We start from the raw sequence: 24,409 nt of genomic DNA on the forward strand, positions 1-24,409 counted from the left end.
TGCCCTTGGTTTCCGCTCAGTTTCCTTTGACGCGTCAAACACCGGAAACTGGTATTCAAAACGTTCGAATTTCGGCCAAATGGGGAACTGGAATGCGAGGCATCGCCAAGCGGGGTTCGATCCCACCGCTTCGTTCCGGCGATGTCGAGCCGAAATCTCGGCAAGGATGCACGCGCTGCGGCGGCTCGCTTTCCGAACGCCCTCGGCTGTTGCGGCGATCAATTGCGAAATCAGATCGCGGTAGCGGAATAGGATCTCAGGCATTTGGTGTCACAATCGTATGGCGGTCGCAAATTTTTTGGGCCATGCTTTTGCAATGCGCGACAATTTCGACGTCACGGCCCGCTCGCAGCTGTTTGATCCCGCATCGCAGTATGTGGGGCCTTCGCGGCTCGACGAATTCACGTTAGCCGATTGGAATCTTCTGGCAGCGCAACGCCCGCCCTACCAGGCAGCGCTGCAGGCGAGCCAAGCGCTTCGATTGCTGGCGGCGTCCAAAGACGATCCAAGCTTCGGCTACCACGTCAACAATTATCGGCATTGCGTGCAGGCGGCGACCTTGGCGCTGGCCGACGGGCGCGATGACGACTATGTCGCGGCAGCGTTGCTGCACGATATAGGCTTCATTGCGTGTCCAACGTCGCACGGTCGATTTGCGGCGCAATTGCTCGCCCCCTATGTCGACGAACGAATGGTCTGGATTGTCGAGCGCCATGCCGATTTCCAGGCCCATCACTACAACGAGCACCCCAGCGCCGACCGTCGTGCCCGTGAGCGCTGGCGTGGACATCCGCATTTCGAGGCGGCAGCCGAATTCGTGCATCGCTACGACCAATGCACGGTCGATGCCGAGGCCAAAGAGGAGGCGCTTTCGACTTTCGAGCCGATACTGCAGCGCGTGTTTGCGCGCCCACCGCGCGCCCTGCCGCCTTTGCCCTAGACGCTCGGGCGGTGCCGCCCCGATCCAACGGAATCTTGACGCCATCGACCCACCGTCTAGTGTGACGGTTCGGATATCCCCTCTACCAGCCAAGGAGCCTTCAGATGAATCGCCGCGATCTTGCCCGCGTGATCGGTACGGGTTTTGTCGGGGGGGCGACGCTCGCCGCCGCCCAAACCGCCCAAGCCCAAGCGCCTGCCGCCGCCGGGCGTTCGCGCCTCCAGCAGATCCTCGAGCGCGGCACCATGCGCGTCGGCACCACGGGCGATTTCAACCCGATGAGCTTCCGCGACACGACGACCAACTCGTATCAGGGCTTCGACGTCGAAGCGATGACCCAGCTCGCCGCCGATTCCGGGGTGCGCGTGGAATGGGTGCAGACCGAGTGGGCGCAAATCGTGGCGGGGATCGGCGCCAACCGGTTTGACATTTTTTCGGGCGCCTCGGTGACGATGGCGCGCGCCCGCGGTGCAGCGTTCACGGCACCTTATTTCGAGTTCAGCTCGGTGCCCGTGGCCGCGAAGCCGGCAGCGGCGCGCTTTGCGACGTGGGAAGCGATCAATGCCGACGGCGTGCGCGTGGCCGTGTCGATGGGCACCGTGTTCGAAGATCAGGCGAAAGCCCATTTCCCGCGCGCGCGCATTGTCTCGGTGCAGGCGCCTGCGACTGGCTTCCAGGAAGTGTTGGCTGGGCGCGCGGATCTGACATTGACCAGCAATGTCGAGGCGTCTTCGCTGATCCGCCGTTTCGACGCCTTGACCCTGCTGGCTGCCAGTGTCCAGCCGCGCAACCGCCGTCCGGCGGCCTTCATGATGGCTCAGGACGATCCCGTGTGGCTGAACTACGTCAATACCTGGGTCGCCCTAAAGGCGCGCGAAGGTTTCTTCGAAGCGCTCGAGAACAAGTGGCTGCCCAAATCCTGACGCGCCGAATCCTGACGCGGCTGCCCGCGCGCCGGACCGCGACGATCCTGGCTATGGCCGGGGTCTTCGCGCTGTCCGGCTGCGGGGGGCATTCCTACAATTGGGGGTGGTACGTTGTTTCGCCGCTCGATTCGCGCGGCCTCAAGAACCTTGCCTTCCTCGCCGACGGCATGATCGCGACCGTGATGCTGTCGCTCGTCGCGATCGCGATATCGGTCGTACTGGGCGCCGGCCTTGCGATCGTGGGTCTGTCGCGCGTGCCCGCGCTGCGCGCGCTCAATCGCGTCTATGTCGAGGTCTTCCGCGCCATCCCGGTGCTGGTGCTGCTGCTCTGGGTCTATTACGGGCTGCCGGTCGTCGCGGGCATCCAGTTCAGCGTGATGGCGGCGGGTATCGCCACGCTTGCTTTGTCTGATGCAGCGTTCGAGTCCGAGATTTTTCGCGCGGGCATCCAATCGGTCGCCCTCGGCCAGAGCGAGGCAGCGATGAGTCTTGGGCTCACGCGCTGGCAAACGATGCGTTTTATCGTGCTGCCGCAGGCCATCCGCCGAATCCTCCCGGCGTTGGGCAACCAATTCGTCTACGTGCTGAAGATGAGTTCGCTGATCTCGGTTGTGGGCTACCAGGAGCTTACGCGCCGCGCCCAGGAACTGGTGCTGATCGAATATCGACCGCTGGAGATCTACACGATGCTGGTCATCGAGTATCTGCTGCTGATCCTCGTCGTGTCGTGGCTGGTGCGCAGGCTCGAAGCGCGCATGGCGGCCGGGCGCTAGCTCGAGCCCAGGAACGCCTCGTAATCCTGCGCCAAATCCTCGACGGCCAAGGCGATCAGCTTTTCGCCTGCGGCCCGCGTCGCCAGGGCCGAATCCGAAATCACACGACCGTCGGGAAAACGCCGCCGATAATCGGCCGCTTCGTAGTAGTTGTCACCCGAATGCTCCAGCAGATCGTTGCGCCCATGCGAGGGCGGGGGTGCTAGGTTGAATTCGCTGATCGCTTCGGGCCAAGCCGCGAGCGTGATCGCGATCTCCGATGGCGTGCCGTGGAAGCCCTCGCTTGAGCCGTAGAGTTCGCGCCGCAGCGCATCGACGCGCGGCAGTTCCCACCAGCTTTTCAGCTTGCAGCGTATTTTCACGTCAGCGTCGCGCCCGGCCATCGACAGGTCGGCGTAGAATTCCTGGAAGGCGGTGCGCGTTGGTGCCACGTTGCCGCCATGACCGTTCAGGAAATAGATGCGCTCGAATCCGGTGCGCGCAAACGACGCCACATAGTCGCGCACGACCGCCATCAGCGTCGACGGGCGCAACGACAGCGATCCAGGAAAGTCGAGGTGGAACTGCGACATGCCGACCTGAATCGTCGGTGCGACGAGCACGCCGTGCGCGGCCCCCATACGGCGCGCGATTGCCTCGGGGCAGAGATAGTCGGTGCCGGTCAGACCTTCGGGGCCGTGCTGCTCGGTCGAGCCTAGCGGCACAATTATGCCTTTGCTGCGCTTGAGATAGTCCTGAACCTTGGGCCATGTCTGCAATTCGAGCCGCATGTCTCTTTCCTTCCGCACGCACTTGGCGCCACACTAGCCGCTTCAGTTTCCCACGCGAAGGCATTTGCGATGTTCCTCTATGCGACCGCTTTGTCGAGCTACAGCCTCAAAGTCCGCATCGCCGCCGCGTTGAAAGGCTTGGCACTCGACATCCGTGAACCGCCCGGCGGCTATCGCAGTGCTGAATATCGCGCGATTGTGCCTGCCGGAACGGTTCCAGCGTTGGTCGACGGCGATTTCATTCTGGCTGAGTCGGACACGATCCTCGAATATCTCGAGGATCGCTTTCCGCAGCCGCGTTTGCTGCCTGCCGATCCGCGCGGCCGGGCGCGCGCGCGCTTTTTGGGGCGGCTGCACGATCTGCGTTTTGAGCCCAAGCTGCGCGCGTGTTTCGGGGCCGTCGCGAGCGGCCAACCGCCGCAAGACGCCGCTGCCGGGATTGCCGCTGCCCTGACGTTGCTCGAAGCCGAGCTCGATCCCGAAGGTCCGTATGCGGTCGGAATTTCGCCGACCTTGGCAGACTGTGCATTTCCCGCGAGTTTTGCGATTCTCGATGCCCTCGAACCGGTGTTCGGCTGGTCTGTGTCGTATACGCAGCGCGTCACGCGCTGGCGCCAGGCGATGGCGGCACATCCGGTCTTCGAAAGCCTGCTGGGGCCCTATCGCACCACCGTTGCCGCTTGGATTGCATCCAAACGCTGAAACGGCGCCCGACGGCATCGGTCTCGCAAGTGCGAGGGATTTGCGTCAGTTATTATATCGAATGTCGGACAAACGCCGAGAGCCTTTGCGATGATCAAGTGTTTCGTGTTCGCGATACTGTTGTGGCTGGTTCTGGCGTCGACATCGGGCCATGCCGCCGACATTAAGATCGGCATGGCAACCCCGCCGACCGTCATCGATCCGCACGCCGCCGAAATCGGTCCCAATGTCGATGTGCGCATGCATATGTTCGGCTCGCTGGTGCGCATGGGCGCCAACGAAGAACTGCGCCCGTCGCAGGCCGAATCGTGGTGCCTGGTCGAAGCGCCGCTGGTGTGGGAGTTCAAGCTGCGTGCGGGCGTCAAGTTCCACGACGGCGCGCCGATAACGATGCACGATGCGCCACCAGCACGTCGATCTGCCGTAGCTACGTGATGATCTGCTCGGCGCTATGTCGCTTCTTGGGTATCTTTTCGGGCTCCTTTCCAAACTGACTACCTCAATCAGCCTGGTCCAAGAAAATCCGGTCAGGTCACACCATCGATCGGGATCGAGGCGCGCATCGCAATGATGTCGGGCATGGCCAACATTCGAACCTCGACCTTATAGGATTTCGAGGCGGGACGGTCGTTGGAGATCGCGGCCTTGCTCGAGACGTCATGCGAGATCGGCCGACTCACCGGGGGTGCGCCCCGGGGCTCGAAAAGTTGGGCCGTTTGCTGCGCAATGCCGAGGCGCGCCGCTACGTCGCACGGGGACCATGAATTCCGCGACGGCGCATGTCAGGCAAACTCATTCGACAGGGAGCAAGACGCGTTCTAGGCTTTGGTCCGCACGGTTGGGAGGAATTTCTTGGGCATGACGGCAGATAAATCGGGCGGCGCGGAGCGGTCTGCGTTGCAGTGGGCGTCGCAGACTGTTCGCGAACTACCGCCTTACAAGGGGCCGACGACGTTTTCGGACTATCCGGATCCAGCACGTCGGCCGCGCCTCATCCATCTCAACGAATCGCCTTATCCGCCATCGCCGCGCGTCGCCGAGGCGATCGCCGCCGCAATGCACGATCTCAATCGGTATCCCAACATTTATGGTCGCGACCTTGTCGATGCGATCGCGCGCGATGCGGAGATGCCAGCCGGACGCATCGTGCTGGGATGCGGCAGCGACGAGTTGATCCAATTGATCTGCCAGGTCGCATTGGCGCCCGGCGACGAGGCCGTTGTCCCGGCGCCAAGTTTTCCGCGCTACGGCTTGTCGACGCGGCTTGCGGGCGCCCAGATCAGGCGCGTCGCACTTGATGCCGGTGGGGCGTGCGACGCAGCCGCAATTCTGGCCGCGATCGGCCCGCGCACGCGGCTTGTCTTTTGCTGCACGCCCAACCCACCGTCGGGTGGCATGATGGGCGAGGCGGCATTGCGCGCCGTCGTCGAAGGCGTTCCCGACAATGTATTGCTCTATCTCGACGAGGCGTATTTCGAGTTTGGCCGCCACGCGGGTGGACCGGACACGCTGGCACTGCTGCGCGCGCGCAAAGGACCTTGGCTGTCGACGCGAACTTTCTCGAAAGCGTATGCGCTGGCGGCTTTGCGGGTCGGCTACGCAATCTGCGGCGACGATTCGGTCGCCCAGGCGTTGCGCCGCGTCAAGCTTCAATTCAACGTGCCGACCTTGAGCCAGGCCGCCGCATTGGCGGCCTATCGCGACCAACCTTACCTTAGTGAGCTGTTGGACAGGAATGCTGCCGAGCGCCAACGTTTGGCCGATGGTTTGGCCGCACTCGGTGTGGCCGTATTGCCGTCGGCGGCCAATTTCGTGTCGTGTGTGATGCCGGGGTCGGCTTCTGCGGCGATGGTGGCCCTCGAGACACGCGGAATTTTGGTGCGCGACTGGCGCGACCCGGCACATCTGTGCGAGTTGCGCATCGGCGTCGGTCTTGCCGCCGACACCGACGCGACACTCGGAGCCTTGGCCGACCATCTTGCGGGCCGTACATGAAAAAACTGCCGATGCGCGGTGCGACGATTATTGCCGAGCTCAAAAAAGCGCGCGTCGAGTTCGTCGTTGCGGTGCCCGACATCGTCACCAGCGACGGACTTTTGTGGCCGCTCTCGCGCGATGCCGACATCAAACTCGTTCGCATTTGCAAGGAAGACGAAGGCATTGCGATCTGCGCAGGGCTTGCCTTTGCCGGGCGCCGCGCCGTGCTGCTGATCCAGCAGACGGGACTGCTCGATTCCATCAACGCGCTGCGCGCGGTCGGCGTGGAATACGAACAGCCCGTCGTGATACTGGTGGGCATGCAGGGCAAGGAGCCGGACGTCGCCCCGCGTCAATCGGCAAAATACGGCGTTCGCATAGTGGAGCCTATCCTCGAGGCGATGGGTGTTGCGCATCGTTGGATCGAACATGCGCCGGACGAACGCGAAATCGCGCTGGCCATCGCACGCGCCTACGAAACCTCGCAGCCGGTTTGCCTGCTCATCGGCCAGCCGCCGTCGGCGGAAGGCGGGGCCGCATGATGAAGCGCGATGAATGTCTGCGCCTGTTGGCAGCCATGGTCCGCGACGAAGCGATTGTGGCGACCTATCAAGCGGCGTTCGATTGGATGGCGATGGCGCCGCGCGATCTCAATTACGTTTCGATCGGTGCCATGGGCCTTGCCTCCTCGCACGGTCTGGGGCTCGCCTTGGGGCGCCCCGACAAGCGCGTTATCGTGCTCGACGGCGACGGCAGCTTGCTGATGAATCTCGGCAGCCTCGCAAGCGTGGCGGCGGCGTCACCGCGCAATTTTGTGCATCTTGTGTGCGAAAACGGTGTGTACGAAGCCAACGGCAGTCATCCGCTCCCGGGGCAGGCGAATCTCGATTTTGCCGCCATTGCCAAAGGTGCAGGCCTTGCCAATGCCCGCATGATCGCGTCGCTCGATGCCTTTGCTGCCGATCTGCCCGAAATCCTCGCAGGCGAAGGCCCCATTTTCCGCGCATTGCGCGTCGAGGCGGGTGCACCCAGTCCGCAAGACTACGCCTTCATCCATGGTGCTCCGGCGCGCCAGCGCTTCAAAGCGGCGTTCACGCGCTAGCCGTCTCGATGAAGGCGGCCGTCTCGGCGAGAAGCCACGTGCGGAATGCCGCTATTTTTGGTGCCGAAAGCTGGCGCTGCGGACACACAAAATAGTAGTCATAGCCGCTGGGTATCGCGAGATCGAAAGGGCGCACCAGCCGCCCGGCGGCCAAATCGTCTGCAACGAGCGGCAGCCGGCCAAGTGCGACGCCAAGTCCCTCGATCGCCGCCTGAATCGACATGTTGGACTGGCCGAACCGGCGGCCTTTTGCGAGATCGACATTTGCAATTCCGGCCGCTTCGATCCAACTCTGCCAGCCCGGCATCCGGTCGCTCAAGCGCATGATGTCGTCGTGCAGCAACGGCACATTTTTGATGTCGGCCGGTTTCCGTAGGCCCTTCGGCCCGTCCATCAAGCGCGGCGCGCAGACCGGAAACATCGTTTCGTCGAGAATCTTTTCGACATGCAGACCCGGATAGCGGCCGGTACCGTAGCGGATCGCCACATCTGCCTCGCCTTGGCTGAAATCCGCCAGCTGCCCTGTCGTCGCGATCGCCAGTTCGATCTCGGGATGCTGCGCATCGAAGCGGATCAACCGCGGGAACAGCCACTTCACGGCAAAGCCGGGCAGGGTGGAGACGGTGAGGCGCGGGCCCGTGTCGGCCGTAGTCAATTCGCGGATTGAGTCGGCGACGACACGCAAGCCCTCGCGCACCGCGACTGCCAGCGCGTCGCCTTTGGGCGTCAGCGTGATGCGCCGCGGCTCGCGATGGAACAGTTCGAACCCAAGTTGGTCCTCGAGGCTGTGGATTTGGTGGCTGATGGCGCTTTGGGTGAGGCCCAACTCTTCGGCTGCCATCGTAAAACTGCCCAGCCGTGCCGCCGCCTCGAAGGCGCGCAAAGCGGAGATCGGCGGCAAGATGCGAAGCGGCGATACAGGCATGAACGATGCTCACTTGAGTTTGTCTATATAGCTGGGTATTTTCAGAGTAACAGACAGTCGCTCATGAATAAAGTCGATGAAAGCAGCACCATGGCTTATGCGCGCGCAACCGAAATTTCCATCGATGAAATCCCGGTTGTCGATGTCGGCGGCTTGGTATCGGGCGATCCTGCCCAGATATTGGCGGTTGGTATGGCGATGCGCCAAGCGGCCGAAGAGATCGGGTTTTTCTACGTCGCCAACCACGGCGTCGATGCGGCAATAACTGCGCGCGCCTACGCGGCCAGCCGCGCGTTCTTCGCGCAATCCGAAGAGCAGAAGCGCCGCGTGACGATCGATGCGCGCCATCGCGGCTTTCTTTCGGTAGGCGAAGCCAAAATGTATCGCGGCGCCAAGATCGATCTCAAAGAAAGTTTCCTTTGGGGTCTCGAGCTGCCGGCCGAGGATCCCGACGTGGCGGCCGACAAGCCGTTGATGGGACCCAACCAGTGGCCTGCCGAGATGCCCGAAATGCAGGCCGCACTCTACGCCTACTATCTCGCGATCTGTGCGTGCGGCCAGCGCCTGCTGACGGGGCTCGCCGCAGCACTGGGGCGCGATCCTTCGTTTTTCGCGGCCTCGTTCGCGAAGCCGTTGGCGCGCGGCTCGGCGATCTACTATCCGCCGCAGCCTGCCGATCTGGGCGAAATGCAGTTCGGCGTGGCGCCGCACACCGATTACGGCGGCCTCACATTGCTGTCGCAGGACGATGTGGGCGGCTTGCAGGTGCTCGCCAAAAGCGGCCAGTGGGTCACGGCGCATCCGATTGCGGATACCCTGGTCGTCAATATCGGCGATCTGATGCAGCGTTGGACGAACGGTCGACTCAACTCGAATGCGCACCGTGTGGTCAATGCGTCAGGGCGTACGCGCTATTCGATGGCTGTGTTCTTCGATCCGCATCCCGACACGAAAATTGATCCGCGCGATCTGCTCGACGATCCTGCCGACGCGAAATATCCGCCGACCACCTGCGGCGACTATATCATCGAGCGCTTCGGCAAGGCCTTCAAGTATCGCCAGACAAAATCCTGATCCGCAACGCTTCGGCGAGCCACCCGGCTAGCCATTCACCGTAGGATCGCTCGCAACGCAGCACATAGCCATTTGCGCGTCGTTGGAGCACGATCGCGATCTCGCCAAGCCGTGTGCGGCCTGCAAAATCGGCGGGCAACCTGTCGAAATCGAGCGCAATCCCTTGCGCGAGCAACGCGGCAGCACTCGGCCCTTCGACGGCAAAGGCGACGTATCCGTGCGACATGTCGATCGCGTAGCCGCCGGGCGGCGGCGCACATGTGCTCAAAACAAGCGAAAGGTTGGGCTCGATCGCCAAATGCGGCACATCGGGCCGCAGCGGCGAAAGGATTGCCGTCAGCGTTTCGGGCGGCAAAGCGGCGACGGTCGTTTTAGCCACGCTGGCGTTCTCCTTTGGGATCGAAGAAAACCGGTGCGACGACCGTGGCGTGCGCAATTCCGCCCGGCAGCGAGATCGCAACTTCGCTGCCAATGCGCTTGCGCCCGTCTTCGAGCAGGCCCATTGCAAGCGAGCGGCCGAGCGTATCGCTCCAGCAGCTTGCCGTCACATAGCCGCGGCTTGCGGCTGCATCGGGCTTCAGGATCGCAGCACCCTCGGGCAGCACAAAGTTTGGGTCGCGTGCCAAAAGGCCTACGCGTTGTGGCCGTCCGCCCTGATCCGCGCGATTGCGCTGCACGGCCTGCTTGCCGATGAAATCAGCCTTTTCGATGTGCACGGCAAAGCGCAAACCCAGATCGTCCGGGTCGGCAATTCCGTCGCAATCGTGCCCGACGGAGACATAGCCTTTTTCGATGCGCAGCACGTGATTTGCTTCCGAGCCGACGGGTGTTAGGCCATAAGCTTTTCCTGCCTCCAGCAATCGAAGCCAGAGGTCAGGTGCTGCCCGCGCGGGCGCAAATATCTCGAACGAGACTTCGCCGGTGAAACCGGCGCGCGCGACACGCACGTCGCAGCCCGCGATACGGGCGTCGGCGATCGCCATGAATGGAAACTCCGCCGGCAGTTCCACACCTGCCGCATTGAGGACCTCGTGTGCGCGCGGCCCGCAGAGCACAAGATCGGCCCATTGTTCGGTCACCGGCAACACATGCACCGCAAGATCGGGCCGCAGGATCTGACGCGCATAACAAAAGCGCTGGAGGCAGGCATCGGCATTACCGGTCGTAGTCGTTACAAAAAATCGATCGGGGCCGAGTCGAAACACGATGCCGTCGTCAAACAGCCGTCCGTCTTCGTGCAGCTGCAAGCCATAGCGCCCAAATCCGGGTTTGAGATCGGAGAGGCGCGTGCAATAGACGAAATCGAGAAATGCGCCGGCATCGGGGCCGACAATTTCGAACTTACCGAGCGGCGAAGAATCGTAGATGCCCGCGGTGTTGCGCACGGCGCGGCACTCGCGCCTTGTCGCGGCGTCCAGATCCTCGCCTGCGCGTGGATAGTAGCCGGGCCGTCGCCAATTGGCGCCGGCCTCGTACATGACGGCGTTTTCGGCTTCGTGCCACGCGGTAAGCGTGGTGGTGCGCGACGGTTTCAGCAGCGCGCCACCAAAATCCGAAATTGCCCCGAAAGGCAGCGGCACAAAAGGCGGCCGATAGGTCGTTGTACCGGCAGCGGCCGGTGCGATGTCGCGCGCGCGCGCCAGCACGTCGATCGCGTTCATGTTGCCGAAGCGCCCCTGGTCGGGTGCCATGCCCGCCGTCGTGTAGCGCTTCATCAACTCGACCGAATCGTAGCCCTCGCGGACAGCAAGGCGAATGTCGTCGGCTGTGACGTCGGCGGCGACATCGACGAATGCCTTGCCCGTTCCGTCGCCGGTTTCCCAGCGCGCCAATAGCGCACCCGGCGACGGAACTGGCGCTTTCGGTGGCGTACCGGGCGATGCGGCAAAACCTGTTGCAGCGCACGCAACGAGGCCCGTATGTCGGCCGTCGGCGACAACATCATCGTGGGCGAAACGGCCGTTGCACGCACCGGCACTCCAGCAGTTCTCGTGCGGGCCATCGGGAACGAACGCCGCGATCGCTCGGTCGAAGCGCAGTTTGCCGCCGGCGTGCGAATGCAGATGCACGGCCGGCGTCCAGCCTCCAGCCATCGCCAGCGTATCGCAGGCAAGCTCCAGCCCGCGCGCTGGTTGGCCGAGTGGTGCGATGCGAACCTTGTGCAAAGGGGCACCCGATGCGGCGACAACGCCGTGTCCGGGATAGAGAGCGATGCCGTTGTGCGCGGCGAAATCCCTGTGCTCGGGCTCGATCTCGTCGCGCAGATCGGCGATTGCGACGACTGTAACGCCGGCGGCCGCGAGTGCGGAAATATCGGCATATGCCGCACCATTGTTGACCGTCGCGACAATACGTCGACCGCAGGCGACCTTGTCGTGCTGCGCATAGGCGGCAACGGCTGTGAGGAGCATAACGCCGGGCCTATCGTTGCCGTCGAAGACGAACGGGCGCTCGAATGCGCCCGTTGCGACCACAATGGAACGCGCGCGGATTTTCCACAGCCGCATTTCCAGACCGCCGGAGCGCGGGCGTTCCAAAGCCACGATCAAGCCGCCATCGTAGCGCCCCGTCGCCACTGTATCGTGTAGAATGTGGACATTGTGTCGATTGCGCAACGCGGCTGTCGCTGGCGTAGCGCTTAAGGCTTCGATCAGCCACACGCGCGCGGCCGGATTTTCCGAAGCTGCTTCAGCTGCCGCAAGACCTGCCGGGCCGGCGCCGATCACCAGCACATCGCAATACGCGAAGCGTTTGAGAGAAGCGAGCGGTTTCGCGGTTTTGGGCAGTGTGCCGAGGCCAGCCAGAGCGCGGATCGCGGGCTCGAACAGCGGCCACATCCGACCGCGCGGTCCGCGAAAGGTTTTGTAGTAGAAGCCGGCTGGCATCAATGCGCCGAATGCGCCGAGCACGCTTGCGACGTCGAAGCGGGCCGACGGCCAGCAATTGATGCTGCGCGCCTTCAGGCCATCGGCGACTTGCAGCTGAGCTGCAGGGAAGGTTCCTTCGGACGTTTGGACCAGGATATTGGGCTCGCACCAGCCGTAGCCGGCGATGCCGCGCGGGCGATGGTATTTGAAGCTCCGGCCGGTGACGGAAATGCCGTTTGCGAGCAGGGCCGCCGCCAAGCTTTCGCCGCGTCGCGCTTTGAGCGGCATCCCGTCGAACGTCGCCACGACGCGTTCGCTCTGCGCGATGCTTTCGAGACGATAGCCGCTCACGGCGCAAACCGATTTGAAGCGCTGTCGCGGGTTAGACGCAGCCATTGCCGACAGCCATGGCGATGCCACCACAGCTCCGCCGCAATGCCTTTGGCGTTGATGCGGCCGTAAAGCTCGCGTGCGAGATTTTCGCGCGCGACTGGATGGGCGGGCGCTTCGCCCAGGCAAACGAATTCGCCTTGTTCGCGCGGGCCGCAATGCGGGCAGGGGACAAGCTGCATCGCGTTCAATCCCGGTTCGACGCGCCGGCGGTCTCGTAGAGCGGGCGGCCGCGTTCGAACCGTGCCAGCGCAAAAGCCTCGATCGCCGAACTTGGCGCATCGTTCGCGACGAGATCGGCGAACGCGGCTCCGCCGGCGGGTATCGCCTTGAAGCCGCCCGAGCCCCAGCCGATATTGAGATAGAGCCCTTCGACCGGTGATTTCGAAACGATGGGCGAGGTGTCGTGGCACAGATCGATCGCACCCGCCCATTGGCGCAGCAACGCGACGCGACCCAAGACCGGAAACAACTCGACCAAGCTCGAGACGACGCGCTCGAGGACGGCAAACTCGCCGCGCTGCACGTAAGAAGATACGGGATCTGATCCGCCGCCGATGACCAATTCGCCTTTGTCCGACTGGCTCAGATAGACCGAACCGGGGCAATTGACGATGCAAGACAGCATCGGCTTCAACGGTGCCGACACAAAAGCCTGCAGCGGCACGGTCTCGATCGGAAGGCGCACATCGGCGGTTTGCGCCAGCACGCTTGCATGCGCTGAAACGGCTAGCGCCACTTTGGGCGCAGCAACGAAGCCTAGCGTGGTCTCGATGCCTGCGACGCGCCCGCCCTCGCGTCGGATGGCGGTCACTTCGCAATTTTGCACGATATCCACGCCCAACGCGTCGGCAGCGCGCGCATAGCCCCAGGCAACCGCGTCGTGGCGCGCGACACCCGCCGTCGGATGCCAGGTCGCGGCGAGGATCGGCAGGCGCTTGGGTCCGTCGAGATCGAGGATCGGCACATGCGCTTGCGCCTCGCGTGGCGTCAGGATGTCGAACGGCACGCCTGCCAAATGCAGGATCGATTGGCGGCGTTTGACGTCGCGCAGCTTGGCCCAGGTCTGGATGAGGTCGATTTGGCCGCGTTGGGAGAACATCGCGTTGAAACCGAGCTCGCCCGACATCTCGCGCCACATGCGCAAGCCCTCTGCATGCAGGCGGATCGACGGCTCGCGCAGATAGTTGGCTCGGATCGTCACGGTGTTGCGCCCGGTATTGCCGCCACCGATCCATCCCTTATCGACGACGAGGATGTCGCGCAGGCCATGGCGGCGCGCCAAGTAGTAGGCCGTTGCCAGCCCGTGCCCACCGGCACCGACGATGGCGATGTCGTAGCGGCTGCGAAGGGCAGGGCTGCGCCAGGCGCGCGGCCAGTTGCGATGGCCGGAGAGCGCGTTACGCGCCAGAGCGAAGATTGAATAGGCAGACATGTTGCTCAGACATGCTCCCAATCGTCGAGCTTGTCGCTGTTGGGCGGCGAGAAGCCGAGCAGGTCGCCCGCCGTCGTAACGCCAAGACCGTTGAGCAGCCGATTGGAATAGTTGAAATAGGCGCAGACTTGGTTCGCTTCGAAGATTTCGGCATCGCTTGCGCCTGCGTTGCGTGCCGCGAGCACGTCGCTTTCGGCCATGCGCTGCGGTTCGAGCGTCAGCTTGTGAACGTAGCGCAGGAGCCCAAGCTCCTTGCCGTCGAAGATTTTCTCCGGCTCGCGCCCGGCCAAGGCCGCGTAAATCTTTTTGGCGCGATCTTCGTCCTTGAGCAGACGCGTCAAGCCGGCAAAATGGTGGGCGACCGAATAATCGCAGCGGTTGGCCAGGCTCGTATAGATGCCGAGGCATTCGAGGAACCACACCGGCAGGGAATTGCCCGAATGGTGCAGCACGCTTTTGTAGAGCGCGCTGTGCCCCTCCATCGTATGCGGGCGCAGCGAGTGGATCTTCATCACGTTGTCGATCGCACCACCCGGACCTTTGACGCGGTCGTAGAGCTCGCGCAGATAGCCGGACGATTCGTCGTATTGCAGCATCTGGATCCAGGCAGTCATCTTGGCGTCTCCTTGATGGTTTTTGTCGATGAGGCGATCAGGCGTAGCGCAACGGTGAAAACGGCGAAAGATCGATCGGCGGCGTTTTGCCCGCGACGAGGTCGGCGACAATGCTGGCGGTTTTTGCGGCGAGCGTCACACCCAGATGCGCGTGTCCGAAGGCAAAGACGGCGCGTGACGTTGCCGGTGCAGGGCCGAGCACGGGTAGCCCGTCGGGCAGCGACGGCCGGAACCCCATCCACAGGCTGGGATCGCTCGCGTCGAGTGCGGGCATCAGGCGCTTGGCGCTCGCTATTAGCTGTTCCGCGCGCCGATAGTCGGGTGGCAGATCGAGCCCGGCCAGTTCGACCGTGCCTGCAAGGCGAAGCCCGCCGGCCATCGATGTGACCGCGTATTTGCCTTCACCGTCGATGAGCTGGGCGGGAAGTTCGAGGCCGGGACGCGGCAGCATCGCGTGGTAGCCCCGTTCCACGTCGAGCGGCACTTTGGCGCCCAGTGCCGCCGCAAAAGGCTTCGAATGGGCGCCGGCCGCCAGCACGAACTTGTCGCACCGCCAATCGCCGCCTTGCGTGCTGAAGGCAACGCCATTCGCCTCCGGCGCAATGCGATCGATGCGCGCGCGCACGATGCGCCCGCCTTTGGCTTCGAAGGAAGCCGCAAGTCCGTCGCAGAGCGCGCCCGGATCGACGACATGCCCGGCATCGGGCGCAAAAACGCCGAAGCGATACTCGGGTGCGAGCATCGGCGCAAAATTCTGCAGCCAAGCCCTGTCGACTTCTTCGAGACGCACGCCGCGCTTGCGGCGCAGCGCATGCGCCGGTTCCGCACCGTCGCGGCTCGTTTGCTTGGCATAGACGTAAAGCAGACCCTGGCGGCGCAGCAGATGCGCTAATCCCGCACGCCCGGCAAACGCGGCCCATATGTCGCATGCGTCGAGTGTGAGGGCGGCAAGCGCTTTTGAGATCGCTTCGACGCGATGCGGGCGGGCCGCCCACACAAAATGCCATAGCCACGGCAGCAGTTGCGGCAAATAGGCCGGCCGGATCGTCAAAGGCGATGCGCTGTCGAGAAGCATGCGCGGCAAGGCGCGCAACGTGGCCGGCATCGCGACGGGGGCGACCCAGCCCGGCGTGATGCCGCCTGCATTGCCGAACGAAGCGCCTCGACCGGGCGACGGATCGAACAGCGCCACCTCGCGCCCGGCATCGGCTAGCGCAAACGCGCATGCGAGGCCCACGACGCCGCCGCCCAGGATCGCGATCTCGACGCGCGAAGCGCTCACTTGAAGCGACCCAAACGCCGTTCGAGCCGCGCAAACAACAGCGACAGCGACCAGCACATCAGAAAATAAAGAAATGCCACCACGATCCATACTTCGAAGATGCGCGTCGTGGTCGCCGCCACCTCGTTGCCGAGGAACGTAAGGTCCTGGATCGAGATCAGCGACACGATCGAGGAGTCTTTGACGAGCGAGATAAACTGGCCTGCCAGCGGCGGCACGGTACGTTGGATCGCCTGCGGCAGAATGACGAGCCGCAGGATGCGCCCGCGCCCAAAGCCCATCGACTTGGCGGCTTCCCATTGGCCCTTGTCGATCGACTGGATGCCGCCGCGCACGATTTCGGCGACGTACGCCCCCTCGAACAACGCCAGGCACACGACCGCCGAGACGAGGGCAGGCAGGAATTGCGGCGGCCCGAGCAGCAGTTCGATCGCGGCGCGAGTCTGGGGCGAAGCGCCGCGCGCCCACGTGTCGAGCCCGAGTGCCGGGACTATTTGGCTCGTCAAAAAGAAATAGACCACGAAGATGAAGACGAGCGGCGGCACGTTGCGGATCGCTTCGACGTAGCTGCGCGCCACGAGGCGCAAGAACAGCGATTGCGACACGCGCGCCATGCCCATCGCACCGCCGATCACGGCAGCGAGAAATGCGGCCCATATGCTGATGCGGACCGTAGTCCATAGGCCTTTGAGGATGAGATTGGGAACCCAAGAGTCCTGCGCGGCGTCGTAGCGCACGATGAAATTCCAGACCGGTGCCCAATTCCAATTGTAGTGGAGCACGGTCTGCGCGCGCCAGCCGACATAGACGCAAGCCGCCGCAACGCACAGCACGATCGCCAGATCGAGAGGGCCAAACCGCCGCCGGTTGTCAACCGGCGGCGGCAGGCTGTCTTGCAGGGTGTGGCTCACTGCGCCTGCTGGTCGCGCCATTCGCGACCCTTGAACCAATAGGCTTGGCGTTCGGCAAGCCAACCGTCGAGTTGGCGGTTCTGGATCCAGTTGTTGAGGAAGTTCAGCGAATCCGGATCGCCCTTGCGCACCGCCATTGCGTCCGCTTGGCGCACGAGCGGCTCGGCAAACGGTTGGAACAGCGTGTCGGGATTGTCGAGGGCCGCGAAGACCGGGCGCGGCACTGTGCCGATCATCCCGTGTGCGCGTCCGTTGGTCACTTCCAGCAGCGCTTGCGCGTCGTCGTCGAACTGGCGCAGCGTCGCCTTCGGGAACAGGCGCTGTGCCGCGGCTGCCGCAGACGAGCCGCGACGCGTCACGAGCGTGACGTTGGGTTTGTCGAAATCCGCGACTGTCGAAAAGCCGTTTGCCAGGCGCTTGTTCGCCACCACGTCAACGCCCGTCGCCGAGTAGGGGGCCGTGAAATTGACCGTGAGATTGCGCGCGGGCGTGATCGTCATGCCGCCGATGATGAAATCGAACTGGCCCGCGATCAGGGCCGGAATGATGCCGTCCCATGCTGTCGGCACGAACTCGGCGCGCACGCCCATGTCTTCGGCGAGCTTTTTGGCGACGTCGATCTCGTAGCCGATCAGTTCGCCCGCCTTGTTGCGGAACGCCCACGGCACGAATGTGGCCATGCCGACGCGCAAGGTGCCGCGTTTTTTGATGTCCTCGATGGCGCTCGTTTGCGACAGCGCCTGGCGCGCGTCTTGGGCCTGGGCCGCGAGCGGTACCATCAAAGCGACGGCTGCCGCCGCCGCGATTGCCAGTTTTCTGAAGTTGAACATAGTGTCTCCTGTTTGGGTCGTTCGTTTGCTTTAGCCTGGGAATTGGGAAGTCAGGTTTTCATGCGTCGCTCGATCTGCGACACGCCAAGCGACATGGTACCGGTGACGACAAGATAGATCGCCGCCACTGTGAGCCATATTTCGAAGGTAAGAAATGTGTCGGCGATTACGTTGCGACCTTCGTTGGTGAGATCGAAAACAGCGATCACGCTGACGATGGAAGAGTGCTTGACCAGCGATACCGACAGGCCGGTGAGCGGCGGCAGCACGAGGCGCAGCGCTTGCGGCAGCACGACGTGGCGATAGAGGGCGGCCTTCGAAAGGCCCAGGCTGCGGCCGGCCTCCCACTGGCCCTTGGGTACGGCTTCGATGCCTGCTCGGAAGATCTCTGCCGCGAATGCGCCTTCGAAAACCGCAAGGCACAGAATGCCGGTCCAATGGCGCTCGATGCCCAGGATCGGCGCCAGCACGAAATAGAAAAGATAGAGCTGCACCAGCAGCGGCGTGTTGCGGATCGCTTCGACATAGATGCGCACCAGCCATTCGCCCGCCAGCGAATTCGAGCGTCGCAAGATCGCCGCGAACAACCCGATCGTGATCGTGAGCACGAGTGCCCAGGCGCTGATCTCAAGCGTGACGAGCAGGCCTTTGGCGAGCGGGCCCAGATAGATTTCGCCGTCGATCTCGCGATAGAGGAAGCGGGGGACCCGATACCATTGCCAGTTATATCCCATGCTGCTGGCACCCTTAACCGTGGCCCAGATCAAGAAGGCAGCAAACAGCACGAACTGAACGGAATCCGAAAGCCGCCGCCACGCAAACGGTGCTGCGGGTGCGCGCATGTCTGGAGCGGAGGATGCGCTCGTACCGCTCATGCCTAGTGGGTCCCGTTTTTTGCGCGTCTCACGCGGCTATGTCCCAGTATCCAGCTAATTTCCGAGCAAGAACCCTGCCATATCCGGCTTCAGGACGGGGTCAAAAGAATCTCATGCAGCCACCAAGTTCTGTCATGTGTCGGTACCCAGCCACAGATCGATTCTACAGAGCGTCAAAGTGCCCTCCGGAGCAAGCGAGATCACTCCGTCGGCGCTGGTAAGCACGCTGCAGTCGCCGTCGTAGAGCTGCGAAACTGGCACGTTCCCGCCGATCATCGCGCCGGCGCCGCGGATGAGCAGCAGCAGGATGTCGCCCGCCGCCGCGTAGTCGCCGGATGCGGCAGTTATGCTTTTCGACACGGTGCAGCGCGCGCGTCCGCGCCGCGCCATGACGTTGAGATCGAGTATCGGTCCGCCGATAAGCCGCGCGTTGAGGGGAAGGTCTCCCGGGAAGGCGTACGGGGGCGAGCCCGGCGTCAACCGGATCGCCGCGTTGCCCTGCGGCTCGAGAACGATGCCGGCGCCCTCGAGAACGGTCAGGTTCCGGTCGATGCCGGGAAAAACCGAAAATGGACCGTTGCTTGCGACGCGCGCCATGCTGACACGCCAATCGAATACATCGAGAGACGCATCTGCCGGGGAGACCACGATCTCGGTCGTTTCGCCGCCGCCGTTTTTCCATGGCATCGTCCGGCAGTCCGAGCTTCGGATGATGCGCATGGCTGCCGGTCAGGCGATGCTTGGGAGGTCGAGCCGGTGGGTGCGCGCGCAGTCTTTGGCGATTTCGTAGCCCGCGTCGGCATGGCGCATCACGCCCGTCGCCGGATCGTTCCACAACACGCGCTCGATGCGCCTTGCCGCCTCCGGCGTTCCGTCGGCGACGATCACCATGCCGGCATGCTGCGAAAAGCCCATGCCCACACCGCCGCCGTGATGCAGCGATACCCAGGTCGCACCCGATGCGCAGTTGAGCAGCGCGTTCAGCAGCGGCCAGTCCGACACGGCGTCCGAGCCGTCCTGCATCGCTTCGGTCTCGCGGTTTGGTGAGGCGACGGATCCTGAGTCCAGATGGTCGCGACCGATGACGACGGGCGCTTTCAGTTCGCCGCTGGCAACCATCGCATTGAAAGCGAGGCCCAAGCGGTGGCGGTCGCCAAGCCCGACCCAGCAAATGCGCGCGGGTAGACCCTGGAACTTGATGCGCGCACGCGCCATGTCGAGCCAATTGTGGAGATGCGCATTGTCGGGGAGCAGTTCTTTCACCTTTGCGTCGGTGCGATAGATGTCTTCCGGATCGCCCGACAACGCGGCCCAGCGGAATGGCCCGATGCCGCGGCAGAACAGGGGCCGAATGTAGGCCGGAACGAAACCCGGAAAATCGAAAGCGTCCGCAACACCTTCTTCGAGCGCCATCTGGCGGATGTTGTTGCCGTAGTCGACGGTGGCGATGCCCATTTTGTGGAAATCGAGCATGGCGCGCACATGCCCCGCCATCGACTGCTTGGCGGCCTTCACCACGCTCGCGGGATCGCGCTCCTTGCGGGTTTGCCATTCGGCGAGCGTCCAGCCTTTCGGTAGATAGCCGTTGAGCGGATCGTGGGCCGACGTCTGGTCGGTCACGCAATCGGGCCGCACGCCGCGCCGGACGAGTTCAGGAAACACGTCGGCGGCATTGCCGAGAAGGGCGACCGAGATTGGTTTGCGCTCTTTGCACGAGCGCTCGACGATCGCGAGCGCTTCGTCGAGGTCCTTGGCTTGCACGTCGACATAGCCGGTGCGCAGGCGCATTTCGATGCGGCTCGGCTGGCACTCGACCGCAAGGCAGGATGCGCCGGCCATGGTTGCGGCCAGCGGCTGAGCGCCGCCCATGCCGCCGAGGCCGGCAGTGAGGATCCATTTGCCCACGAGGCTGCCGCCGAAATGGCGCCTGCCCATTTCGACGAAGGTCTCGTAGGTGCCCTGGACGATGCCTTGCGAGCCGATATAGATCCACGATCCCGCCGTCATCTGGCCGTACATCATCAGGCCCTTGCGGTCGAGTTCGTTGAAATGCGCCCACGTTGCCCAATGCGGCACGAGGTTCGAGTTCGCGAGGAGCACGCGCGGCGCATCGGCGTGGGTACGGAAAACGCCGACCGGCTTTCCCGATTGTACGAGCAGGGTCTGGTCGTCTTCGAGATTGCGCAGGCTTGCCACGATCCGGTCGAAGCTCGGCCAGTCGCGTGCCGCGCGCCCGATGCCGCCATAGACCACGAGTTCGCCCGGATGCTCGGCCACGTCCGGATCGAGATTGTTCATGAGCATGCGCAAGGGCGCTTCCGTCAGCCAGCTCTTGGCGGACAGCGCCGTGCCGCGCGCGGCGCGTATCGTGCGGCTATTGTCGATGCGGGTCATGGCGTTCCTTTCGAAAAGCGGCTGCAAGCGACGAGAATTTTCCGCAAGCTTTCGCGGACCGGTACTGCATAGGCAGGATCGTAGGAAGGCGGCCAGTTGCCCGGATCGGGCGCACCTGACGGCTCCGGCAGATAGCTCCGGCAGGCAAGCTCCATCTGAACCGCGTGCACGCCTTTGTCGGGATTGCCGTAGGCACGCGTGATGTAGCCGCCTTTGAAACGGCCGTTTACGACATGGCCCATGCCGCTTGCCGCGCAAAGCGCCGCAACGATCTCTGCAAGCGCCGGGTCGCAAGAGGCACCCGAATTGGTGCCGATATTGAACGCAGGCAGCGTTCCTTCGAACAGGCGCGGTATGGTGGAGCGGATCGAGTGGCAGTCGTAGAGGACGACCTGCCGGTGTTGAGCGCGCAGGCGCGCGAGCTCGCTTTCGATGGCGCCGTGGTAGGGATCGAAATAGGCAGCACGGCGTTCGGCGATTTCGGGCGTACCGGGTGCGTTGCCGTCGCGATAGAGCGGCTCGCCGTCGAACGTTTCGCTCGGGCACAGCCCGGTCGTCGCCTGTCCTGGATAGAGCGAGGCGCCGGACGGATCGCGGTTCACGTCGATGACCGAGCGCGAAATTGCGGTGCGCACGATGGTGGCGTCGAGATCGGCGGCAAAATCGTACAGCTGTTCGATCCACCAATCGGCGTCTTTGCGGGCAAGCCAGGGAGACACGAAGCGCTGTTCGAGGGCCGCCGGAATTTCTGTGCCCGTGTGCGGCATGCTGAGCAGGAGCGGCGCTTCGCCGCGCCGTACCGTCAGCCATGTCGGGTGCGCGCGCATTCAGCGACCGTGGGGATGAAGCGAGGGAAGATCGCGGCCAGCCGCACGTACAAGTGCACCGGAGACGACAAGGTCGCGCGCATGCGCGATGTCGGGAGCAAGAAAGCGGTCGTCGCCGAGGGTCGCGACATTCGTGCGCAGCAGTGTGCGCGCGGCTTCGAGGCTTGGGCTGGACGCAAGTGGGCGATGGAAGTCCGCCCCTTGGGCTGCGACCAGCAGTTCGATGCCGACAATCCAAGAAGCGTTCGCGGCCATGTCGTGCAGACGGCGCGCACCATGCATCGCCATCGACACGTGGTCTTCCTGGTTGGCCGATGTCGGGATCGAATCCACACTTGCGGGGTAGGCGCGCTGTTTGTTCTCGGAGACCAGCGCTGCGGCAGTGACTTGCGGGATCATGAAGCCTGAATTCAGTCCGGGCTTGGGCGTGAGAAACGCAGGCAGGCCCGACAAAGCCGGATCGACCAGCATCGCGATGCGCCGCTCGGCAAGCGAGCCGATCTCGCACAGTGCCATCGCGATCATGTCGGCGGCAAAGGCGACAGGTTCAGCGTGGAAATTTCCGCCCGAGATCACGTCGCCTTCGTCGGCAAAAACCAGCGGATTGTCGGAAACACCGTTTGATTCGACCGCAAGGGTCGTCGCCGCTTGGCGCAGCAGATCGAGGCAAGCTCCCATCACTTGGGGCTGGCAGCGCAGGCAATACGGGTCTTGCACGCGCTCGTCGCCGACGAGGTGGGAGGCGCGAATGGCGCTGCCTTCCATCAAGCCGCGAAGGGTTGCGGCGACTTCGATCTGGCCCGCATGACGACGAACCGCGTGGATGCGCGGATCGAACGGCCCGTCTGAGCCGCGCGCCGCGTCGGTTGCGAGAGCACCCGTAACAAGAGCTGCCTGAAAGACGCGCTCGGTTTCGAACAGACCGGCGAGTGCAAGGGCTGTCGAAGCTTGCGTGCCGTTGAGGAGTGCGAGCCCTTCTTTAGGGCCGAGCACAAGCGGTGCGAGTCCGGCCGAGCGGAGTGCATCGCTTGCCGGTACGTGCGTGCCGGCGACGGAAAACGCGCCGACGCCAAGCAAGGCTGCGGTCATATGGGCAAGCGGCGCCAAATCACCCGAAGCTCCGACCGACCCTTGGCCTGGCACGACGGGGATGAGACCTCGATCAAGACAGGCGGCGAGATGGTCGAGTGTGGCAAGCCGGATCCCGGACACGCCCTGGGCGAGGTTCGCCAGTTTGAGCACCATCATCAGCCGCACGACTTTGTCGGGCAGCGGGGCGCCGACGCCAGCGGCATGGGAAAGCACGATATTGCGCTGGAGGGCGGCCAGGTCGTGCGGTTCGATGCGCACATTGGCGAGTTTGCCGAAGCCTGTATTGATGCCGTAGACCGCATAGCCCGTCGCCAAGATCGTTTCGACCGTTTTCGCGCTGCGTTCTACGTTATTCCGGCAGGCAGGATCGAGCGCGGCGCCGTCGCCAAAATAGATGCGGCGCCACGACGCAAGAGATACAGCACCGGGTTCGATATCGACTTGCATGCTCATCGTCCTTTCCAGACGCGCGAGTGCAGCGGATTGAAGCCCATGCGATAGACGAGTTCGGCCGGACTCTCGACATCCCAGATCGCAAGGTCGCAGAATTTTCCGCCTTCCAGCGTGCCCACTGAAGCGGTGCGCCCGAGGGCTGCGGCCGCATGGCGGGTCACGCCCAAAAGGCATTCGTCGACCGTCATGCGGAATAGCGTGGCGCCCATATTGAGTACAAGAAGCATCGACGTCAGCGGCGAGGTGCCCGGATTGCAGTCGGTCGCAAGCGCCATCGGCACGCCGAATTTGCGGCACAGTTCTGTCGGCGGCAATTGCGTGTCGCGCAGGAAGTAGAATGCGCCGGGAAGAAGGACCGCGACCGTTCCGGCCTTTGCCATTGCCTGCAAGCCGACTTCGTCGGTGTGTTCGAGGTGGTCGGCCGACAGAGCGCCGTAGCGTGCGGCAAGGGCTGCACCGCCGAGATTGGAAAGCTGGTCGGCGTGGAGCTTGACCGGAATACCGTGCGCTTTCGCCGCGTCGAAGACGCGTGCCGTTTGTGCGGGCGAAAATGCGATTCCTTCGCAGAACGCATCGACGGCATCGGCCAGATTTTCGCGCGCGAGGGCAGGCAGCATGTCCGTGCAGACGATCTCGATATAGCGGTCCTTGTCGCCGTTGAACTCGGGCGGCAGTGCATGGGCCCCCAGAAAGGTCGTGCTCACGCGAATATCGCGTTTCGTTTCGAGCGCGCGCGCGACGCGGAGCATCCGCATCTCCTCGGCGCGTTCAAGTCCGTAGCCGGACTTGATCTCGATTGTCGTCACACCCTCGGCGATGAGGCGGTCGAGCCGGGCGAGGGCACTCGCGACGAGGCTCTCGTTGCCAGCCGCGCGTGTCGCCCTCACCGTCGACGCGATGCCGCCGCCGGCGGCGGCGATCTCGGCGTAGGAAGCACCCGCTAAGCGCATTTCGAACTCCCGCGCGCGGTCCCCGCCGTGAACGAGATGCGTATGGCAGTCGATGAAGCCCGGGGTTATCAGGCGTCCCGCGCAGTCGATCGTGTGTTTGGCGTCTGTCGGCTTCGGAAGATCGGCTTCAGCCCCAACGAAGGCGATGCGGCCGTCGCGCGCGGCGACTGCACCGCGTTCGACCAGCCCCAACGGACCGGACCCGGTTGCCATCGTCGCCAGCCTCGCGTTCCGCCACACAGTGTCGAAGGTCATGGGCGACGCTCCTTCCCGAATTGTCTAGACATAATCCAGCGCACC

General features: G+C 63.6%; 26 protein-coding genes. 9 read left to right on the top strand and 17 right to left on the bottom strand.

Features of this window, described 5'->3' with window-relative positions; all coding sequences use genetic code 11:
* Positions 1–280 precede the first annotated feature (280 nt).
* The 3 genes from O9320_10265 (at position 281) to O9320_10275 (ending at position 2,639) form a co-directional block, all read left to right on the top strand.
* The gene (locus O9320_10265) at positions 281–940 is read left to right on the top strand and encodes a hypothetical protein (GenBank protein MCZ8311228.1); all 660 of its coding nucleotides are present in this window, start codon (positions 281–283) and stop codon (positions 938–940) included.
* Between the two features lie 104 nt (positions 941–1,044).
* Entirely contained in the window at positions 1,045–1,863 is an 819-nt protein-coding gene (locus O9320_10270) for a transporter substrate-binding domain-containing protein (GenBank protein ID MCZ8311229.1), read from the top strand.
* Complete coding sequence (locus O9320_10275) at positions 1,845–2,639, top strand: amino acid ABC transporter permease (protein ID MCZ8311230.1); 795 nt, start codon at positions 1,845–1,847, stop codon at positions 2,637–2,639. Before O9320_10270 ends, O9320_10275 begins: the two co-directional genes overlap by 19 nt.
* Here the strand turns inward: O9320_10275 and O9320_10280 are convergent.
* Positions 2,636–3,409 (bottom strand): creatininase family protein, encoded by a 774-nt coding sequence (locus O9320_10280; protein ID MCZ8311231.1) that lies wholly within the window; start codon positions 3,407–3,409, stop codon positions 2,636–2,638. The genes O9320_10275 and O9320_10280 overlap by 4 nt on opposite strands.
* A gap of 69 nt (positions 3,410–3,478) precedes the next feature.
* On the opposite strand from O9320_10280, the gene O9320_10285 reads away from it, so the two are divergent.
* Together O9320_10285 and O9320_10290 are read left to right on the top strand one after the other, a co-directional pair.
* Entirely contained in the window at positions 3,479–4,111 is a 633-nt protein-coding gene (locus tag O9320_10285) for a glutathione S-transferase family protein (protein ID MCZ8311232.1), read from the top strand.
* A 90-nt stretch (positions 4,112–4,201) separates the two neighbouring features.
* Entirely contained in the window at positions 4,202–4,546 is a 345-nt protein-coding gene (locus tag O9320_10290) for an ABC transporter substrate-binding protein (protein ID MCZ8311233.1), read from the top strand.
* A 92-nt stretch (positions 4,547–4,638) separates the two neighbouring features.
* Here the strand turns inward: O9320_10290 and O9320_10295 are convergent, their stop codons facing one another.
* Positions 4,639–4,791, bottom strand: a complete 153-nt coding sequence (locus O9320_10295) for a hypothetical protein (GenBank protein ID MCZ8311234.1) — start codon at positions 4,789–4,791, stop codon at positions 4,639–4,641.
* A 178-nt stretch (positions 4,792–4,969) separates the two neighbouring features.
* Here O9320_10295 and O9320_10300 point away from each other — a divergent pair, with 178 nt between their 5' ends.
* Genes O9320_10300 through O9320_10310 form a run of 3 tightly spaced genes read left to right on the top strand, consistent with a single transcriptional unit; the run spans position 4,970 to position 7,190 of the window.
* Positions 4,970–6,106 (top strand): histidinol-phosphate transaminase, encoded by a 1,137-nt coding sequence (locus O9320_10300; protein MCZ8311235.1) that lies wholly within the window; start codon positions 4,970–4,972, stop codon positions 6,104–6,106.
* A complete protein-coding gene (locus tag O9320_10305) occupies positions 6,103–6,630 on the top strand; it encodes a thiamine pyrophosphate-binding protein (GenBank protein MCZ8311236.1) in 528 nt (175 codons plus the stop codon). The genes O9320_10300 and O9320_10305 overlap by 4 nt, the downstream gene beginning before the upstream one ends.
* Positions 6,627–7,190: a thiamine pyrophosphate-dependent enzyme gene (locus O9320_10310; protein ID MCZ8311237.1), complete on the top strand. Its 564-nt coding sequence runs from the start codon at positions 6,627–6,629 to the stop codon at positions 7,188–7,190. The genes O9320_10305 and O9320_10310 overlap by 4 nt, the downstream gene beginning before the upstream one ends.
* On the opposite strand, the gene O9320_10315 is transcribed toward O9320_10310, so the two are convergent.
* Positions 7,180–8,115 carry a transcriptional regulator GcvA gene (locus O9320_10315; GenBank protein MCZ8311238.1) on the bottom strand — a complete coding sequence of 312 codons (936 nt, stop codon included), beginning with the start codon at positions 8,113–8,115 and terminating at the stop codon, positions 7,180–7,182. The genes O9320_10310 and O9320_10315 overlap by 11 nt on opposite strands.
* A gap of 63 nt (positions 8,116–8,178) precedes the next feature.
* On the opposite strand from O9320_10315, the gene O9320_10320 reads away from it, so the two are divergent.
* Positions 8,179–9,189 carry an isopenicillin N synthase family oxygenase gene (locus tag O9320_10320; protein MCZ8311239.1) on the top strand — a complete coding sequence of 337 codons (1,011 nt, stop codon included), beginning with the start codon at positions 8,179–8,181 and terminating at the stop codon, positions 9,187–9,189.
* On the opposite strand, the gene O9320_10325 is transcribed toward O9320_10320, so the two are convergent.
* The 14 genes from O9320_10325 to hutI form a co-directional block, all read right to left on the bottom strand.
* Positions 9,164–9,568, bottom strand: a complete 405-nt coding sequence (locus O9320_10325; protein ID MCZ8311240.1) for a hypothetical protein — start codon at positions 9,566–9,568, stop codon at positions 9,164–9,166. The two genes, O9320_10320 and O9320_10325, sit on opposite strands and share 26 nt — an antisense overlap.
* A complete protein-coding gene (locus O9320_10330) occupies positions 9,561–12,407 on the bottom strand; it encodes a 2Fe-2S iron-sulfur cluster-binding protein (GenBank protein MCZ8311241.1) in 2,847 nt (948 codons plus the stop codon). Before O9320_10330 ends, O9320_10325 begins: the two co-directional genes overlap by 8 nt.
* Positions 12,404–12,628, bottom strand: a complete 225-nt coding sequence (locus O9320_10335) for a sarcosine oxidase subunit delta (GenBank protein ID MCZ8311242.1) — start codon at positions 12,626–12,628, stop codon at positions 12,404–12,406. The genes O9320_10330 and O9320_10335 overlap by 4 nt, the downstream gene beginning before the upstream one ends.
* A 5-nt stretch (positions 12,629–12,633) precedes the next feature.
* Positions 12,634–13,881: an FAD-dependent oxidoreductase gene (locus O9320_10340; protein MCZ8311243.1), complete on the bottom strand. Its 1,248-nt coding sequence runs from the start codon at positions 13,879–13,881 to the stop codon at positions 12,634–12,636.
* A 5-nt stretch (positions 13,882–13,886) separates the two neighbouring features.
* Positions 13,887–14,495 carry an alkylhydroperoxidase gene (locus O9320_10345; protein MCZ8311244.1) on the bottom strand — a complete coding sequence of 203 codons (609 nt, stop codon included), beginning with the start codon at positions 14,493–14,495 and terminating at the stop codon, positions 13,887–13,889.
* A 37-nt stretch (positions 14,496–14,532) separates the two neighbouring features.
* Entirely contained in the window at positions 14,533–15,777 is a 1,245-nt protein-coding gene (locus tag O9320_10350; protein MCZ8311245.1) for an FAD-dependent oxidoreductase, read from the bottom strand.
* Positions 15,774–16,709 (bottom strand): amino acid ABC transporter permease, encoded by a 936-nt coding sequence (locus O9320_10355; protein MCZ8311246.1) that lies wholly within the window; start codon positions 16,707–16,709, stop codon positions 15,774–15,776. Before O9320_10355 ends, O9320_10350 begins: the two co-directional genes overlap by 4 nt.
* Positions 16,685–17,518: a transporter substrate-binding domain-containing protein gene (locus O9320_10360; protein MCZ8311247.1), complete on the bottom strand. Its 834-nt coding sequence runs from the start codon at positions 17,516–17,518 to the stop codon at positions 16,685–16,687. Before O9320_10360 ends, O9320_10355 begins: the two co-directional genes overlap by 25 nt.
* A gap of 50 nt (positions 17,519–17,568) precedes the next feature.
* Positions 17,569–18,393, bottom strand: a complete 825-nt coding sequence (locus O9320_10365) for an amino acid ABC transporter permease (GenBank protein MCZ8311248.1) — start codon at positions 18,391–18,393, stop codon at positions 17,569–17,571.
* 132 nt (positions 18,394–18,525) lie between these two features.
* Positions 18,526–19,113 carry a HutD family protein gene (locus tag O9320_10370; protein ID MCZ8311249.1) on the bottom strand — a complete coding sequence of 196 codons (588 nt, stop codon included), beginning with the start codon at positions 19,111–19,113 and terminating at the stop codon, positions 18,526–18,528.
* Positions 19,114–19,122: 9 nt separating this feature from the next.
* Positions 19,123–20,787, bottom strand: coding sequence for a urocanate hydratase (locus O9320_10375; GenBank protein ID MCZ8311250.1), 1,665 nt, complete (start codon positions 20,785–20,787; stop codon positions 19,123–19,125).
* A complete protein-coding gene (gene hutG / locus O9320_10380; protein MCZ8311251.1) occupies positions 20,784–21,614 on the bottom strand; it encodes an N-formylglutamate deformylase in 831 nt (276 codons plus the stop codon). The genes O9320_10375 and hutG overlap by 4 nt, the downstream gene beginning before the upstream one ends.
* Entirely contained in the window at positions 21,615–23,159 is a 1,545-nt protein-coding gene (gene hutH / locus O9320_10385) for a histidine ammonia-lyase (protein ID MCZ8311252.1), read from the bottom strand.
* Positions 23,156–24,364, bottom strand: coding sequence for an imidazolonepropionase (hutI, locus tag O9320_10390; protein MCZ8311253.1), 1,209 nt, complete (start codon positions 24,362–24,364; stop codon positions 23,156–23,158). Before hutI ends, hutH begins: the two co-directional genes overlap by 4 nt.
* Positions 24,365–24,409: the final 45 nt, after the last annotated feature.

The organism is Magnetospirillum sp. (genome assembly GCA_027532905.1).
In the GTDB taxonomy this organism is placed as follows: Bacteria; Pseudomonadota; Alphaproteobacteria; order CACIAM-22H2; family CACIAM-22H2; genus Tagaea.

Bases quoted from the DNA above. Each gene is read 5' to 3' on its own strand.
- O9320_10340 (MCZ8311243.1), bottom strand. From the start codon at position 13,881: ATGTCTGCCTATTCAATCTTCGCTCTGGCGCGTAACGCGCTCTCCGGC.
- O9320_10360 (MCZ8311247.1), bottom strand. From the start codon at position 17,518: ATGTTCAACTTCAGAAAACTGGCAATCGCGGCGGCGGCAGCCGTCGCT.
- O9320_10375 (MCZ8311250.1), bottom strand. From the start codon at position 20,787: ATGACCCGCATCGACAATAGCCGCACGATACGCGCCGCGCGCGGCACG.
- O9320_10310 (MCZ8311237.1), top strand. From the start codon at position 6,627: ATGATGAAGCGCGATGAATGTCTGCGCCTGTTGGCAGCCATGGTCCGC.
- O9320_10300 (MCZ8311235.1), top strand. From the start codon at position 4,970: ATGACGGCAGATAAATCGGGCGGCGCGGAGCGGTCTGCGTTGCAGTGG.
- O9320_10335 (MCZ8311242.1), bottom strand. From the start codon at position 12,628: ATGCAGCTTGTCCCCTGCCCGCATTGCGGCCCGCGCGAACAAGGCGAA.
- O9320_10320 (MCZ8311239.1), top strand. From the start codon at position 8,179: ATGAATAAAGTCGATGAAAGCAGCACCATGGCTTATGCGCGCGCAACC.
- O9320_10285 (MCZ8311232.1), top strand. From the start codon at position 3,479: ATGTTCCTCTATGCGACCGCTTTGTCGAGCTACAGCCTCAAAGTCCGC.
- O9320_10370 (MCZ8311249.1), bottom strand. From the start codon at position 19,113: ATGCGCATCATCCGAAGCTCGGACTGCCGGACGATGCCATGGAAAAAC.
- O9320_10365 (MCZ8311248.1), bottom strand. From the start codon at position 18,393: ATGAGCGGTACGAGCGCATCCTCCGCTCCAGACATGCGCGCACCCGCA.
- hutH (MCZ8311252.1), bottom strand. From the start codon at position 23,159: ATGAGCATGCAAGTCGATATCGAACCCGGTGCTGTATCTCTTGCGTCG.
- O9320_10355 (MCZ8311246.1), bottom strand. From the start codon at position 16,709: ATGGCGCGACCAGCAGGCGCAGTGAGCCACACCCTGCAAGACAGCCTG.
- hutI (MCZ8311253.1), bottom strand. From the start codon at position 24,364: ATGACCTTCGACACTGTGTGGCGGAACGCGAGGCTGGCGACGATGGCA.
- O9320_10305 (MCZ8311236.1), top strand. From the start codon at position 6,103: ATGAAAAAACTGCCGATGCGCGGTGCGACGATTATTGCCGAGCTCAAA.
- O9320_10270 (MCZ8311229.1), top strand. From the start codon at position 1,045: ATGAATCGCCGCGATCTTGCCCGCGTGATCGGTACGGGTTTTGTCGGG.
- O9320_10280 (MCZ8311231.1), bottom strand. From the start codon at position 3,409: ATGCGGCTCGAATTGCAGACATGGCCCAAGGTTCAGGACTATCTCAAG.
- O9320_10265 (MCZ8311228.1), top strand. From the start codon at position 281: ATGGCGGTCGCAAATTTTTTGGGCCATGCTTTTGCAATGCGCGACAAT.
- hutG (MCZ8311251.1), bottom strand. From the start codon at position 21,614: ATGCGCGCGCACCCGACATGGCTGACGGTACGGCGCGGCGAAGCGCCG.
- O9320_10315 (MCZ8311238.1), bottom strand. From the start codon at position 8,115: ATGCCTGTATCGCCGCTTCGCATCTTGCCGCCGATCTCCGCTTTGCGC.
- O9320_10290 (MCZ8311233.1), top strand. From the start codon at position 4,202: ATGATCAAGTGTTTCGTGTTCGCGATACTGTTGTGGCTGGTTCTGGCG.
- O9320_10345 (MCZ8311244.1), bottom strand. From the start codon at position 14,495: ATGACTGCCTGGATCCAGATGCTGCAATACGACGAATCGTCCGGCTAT.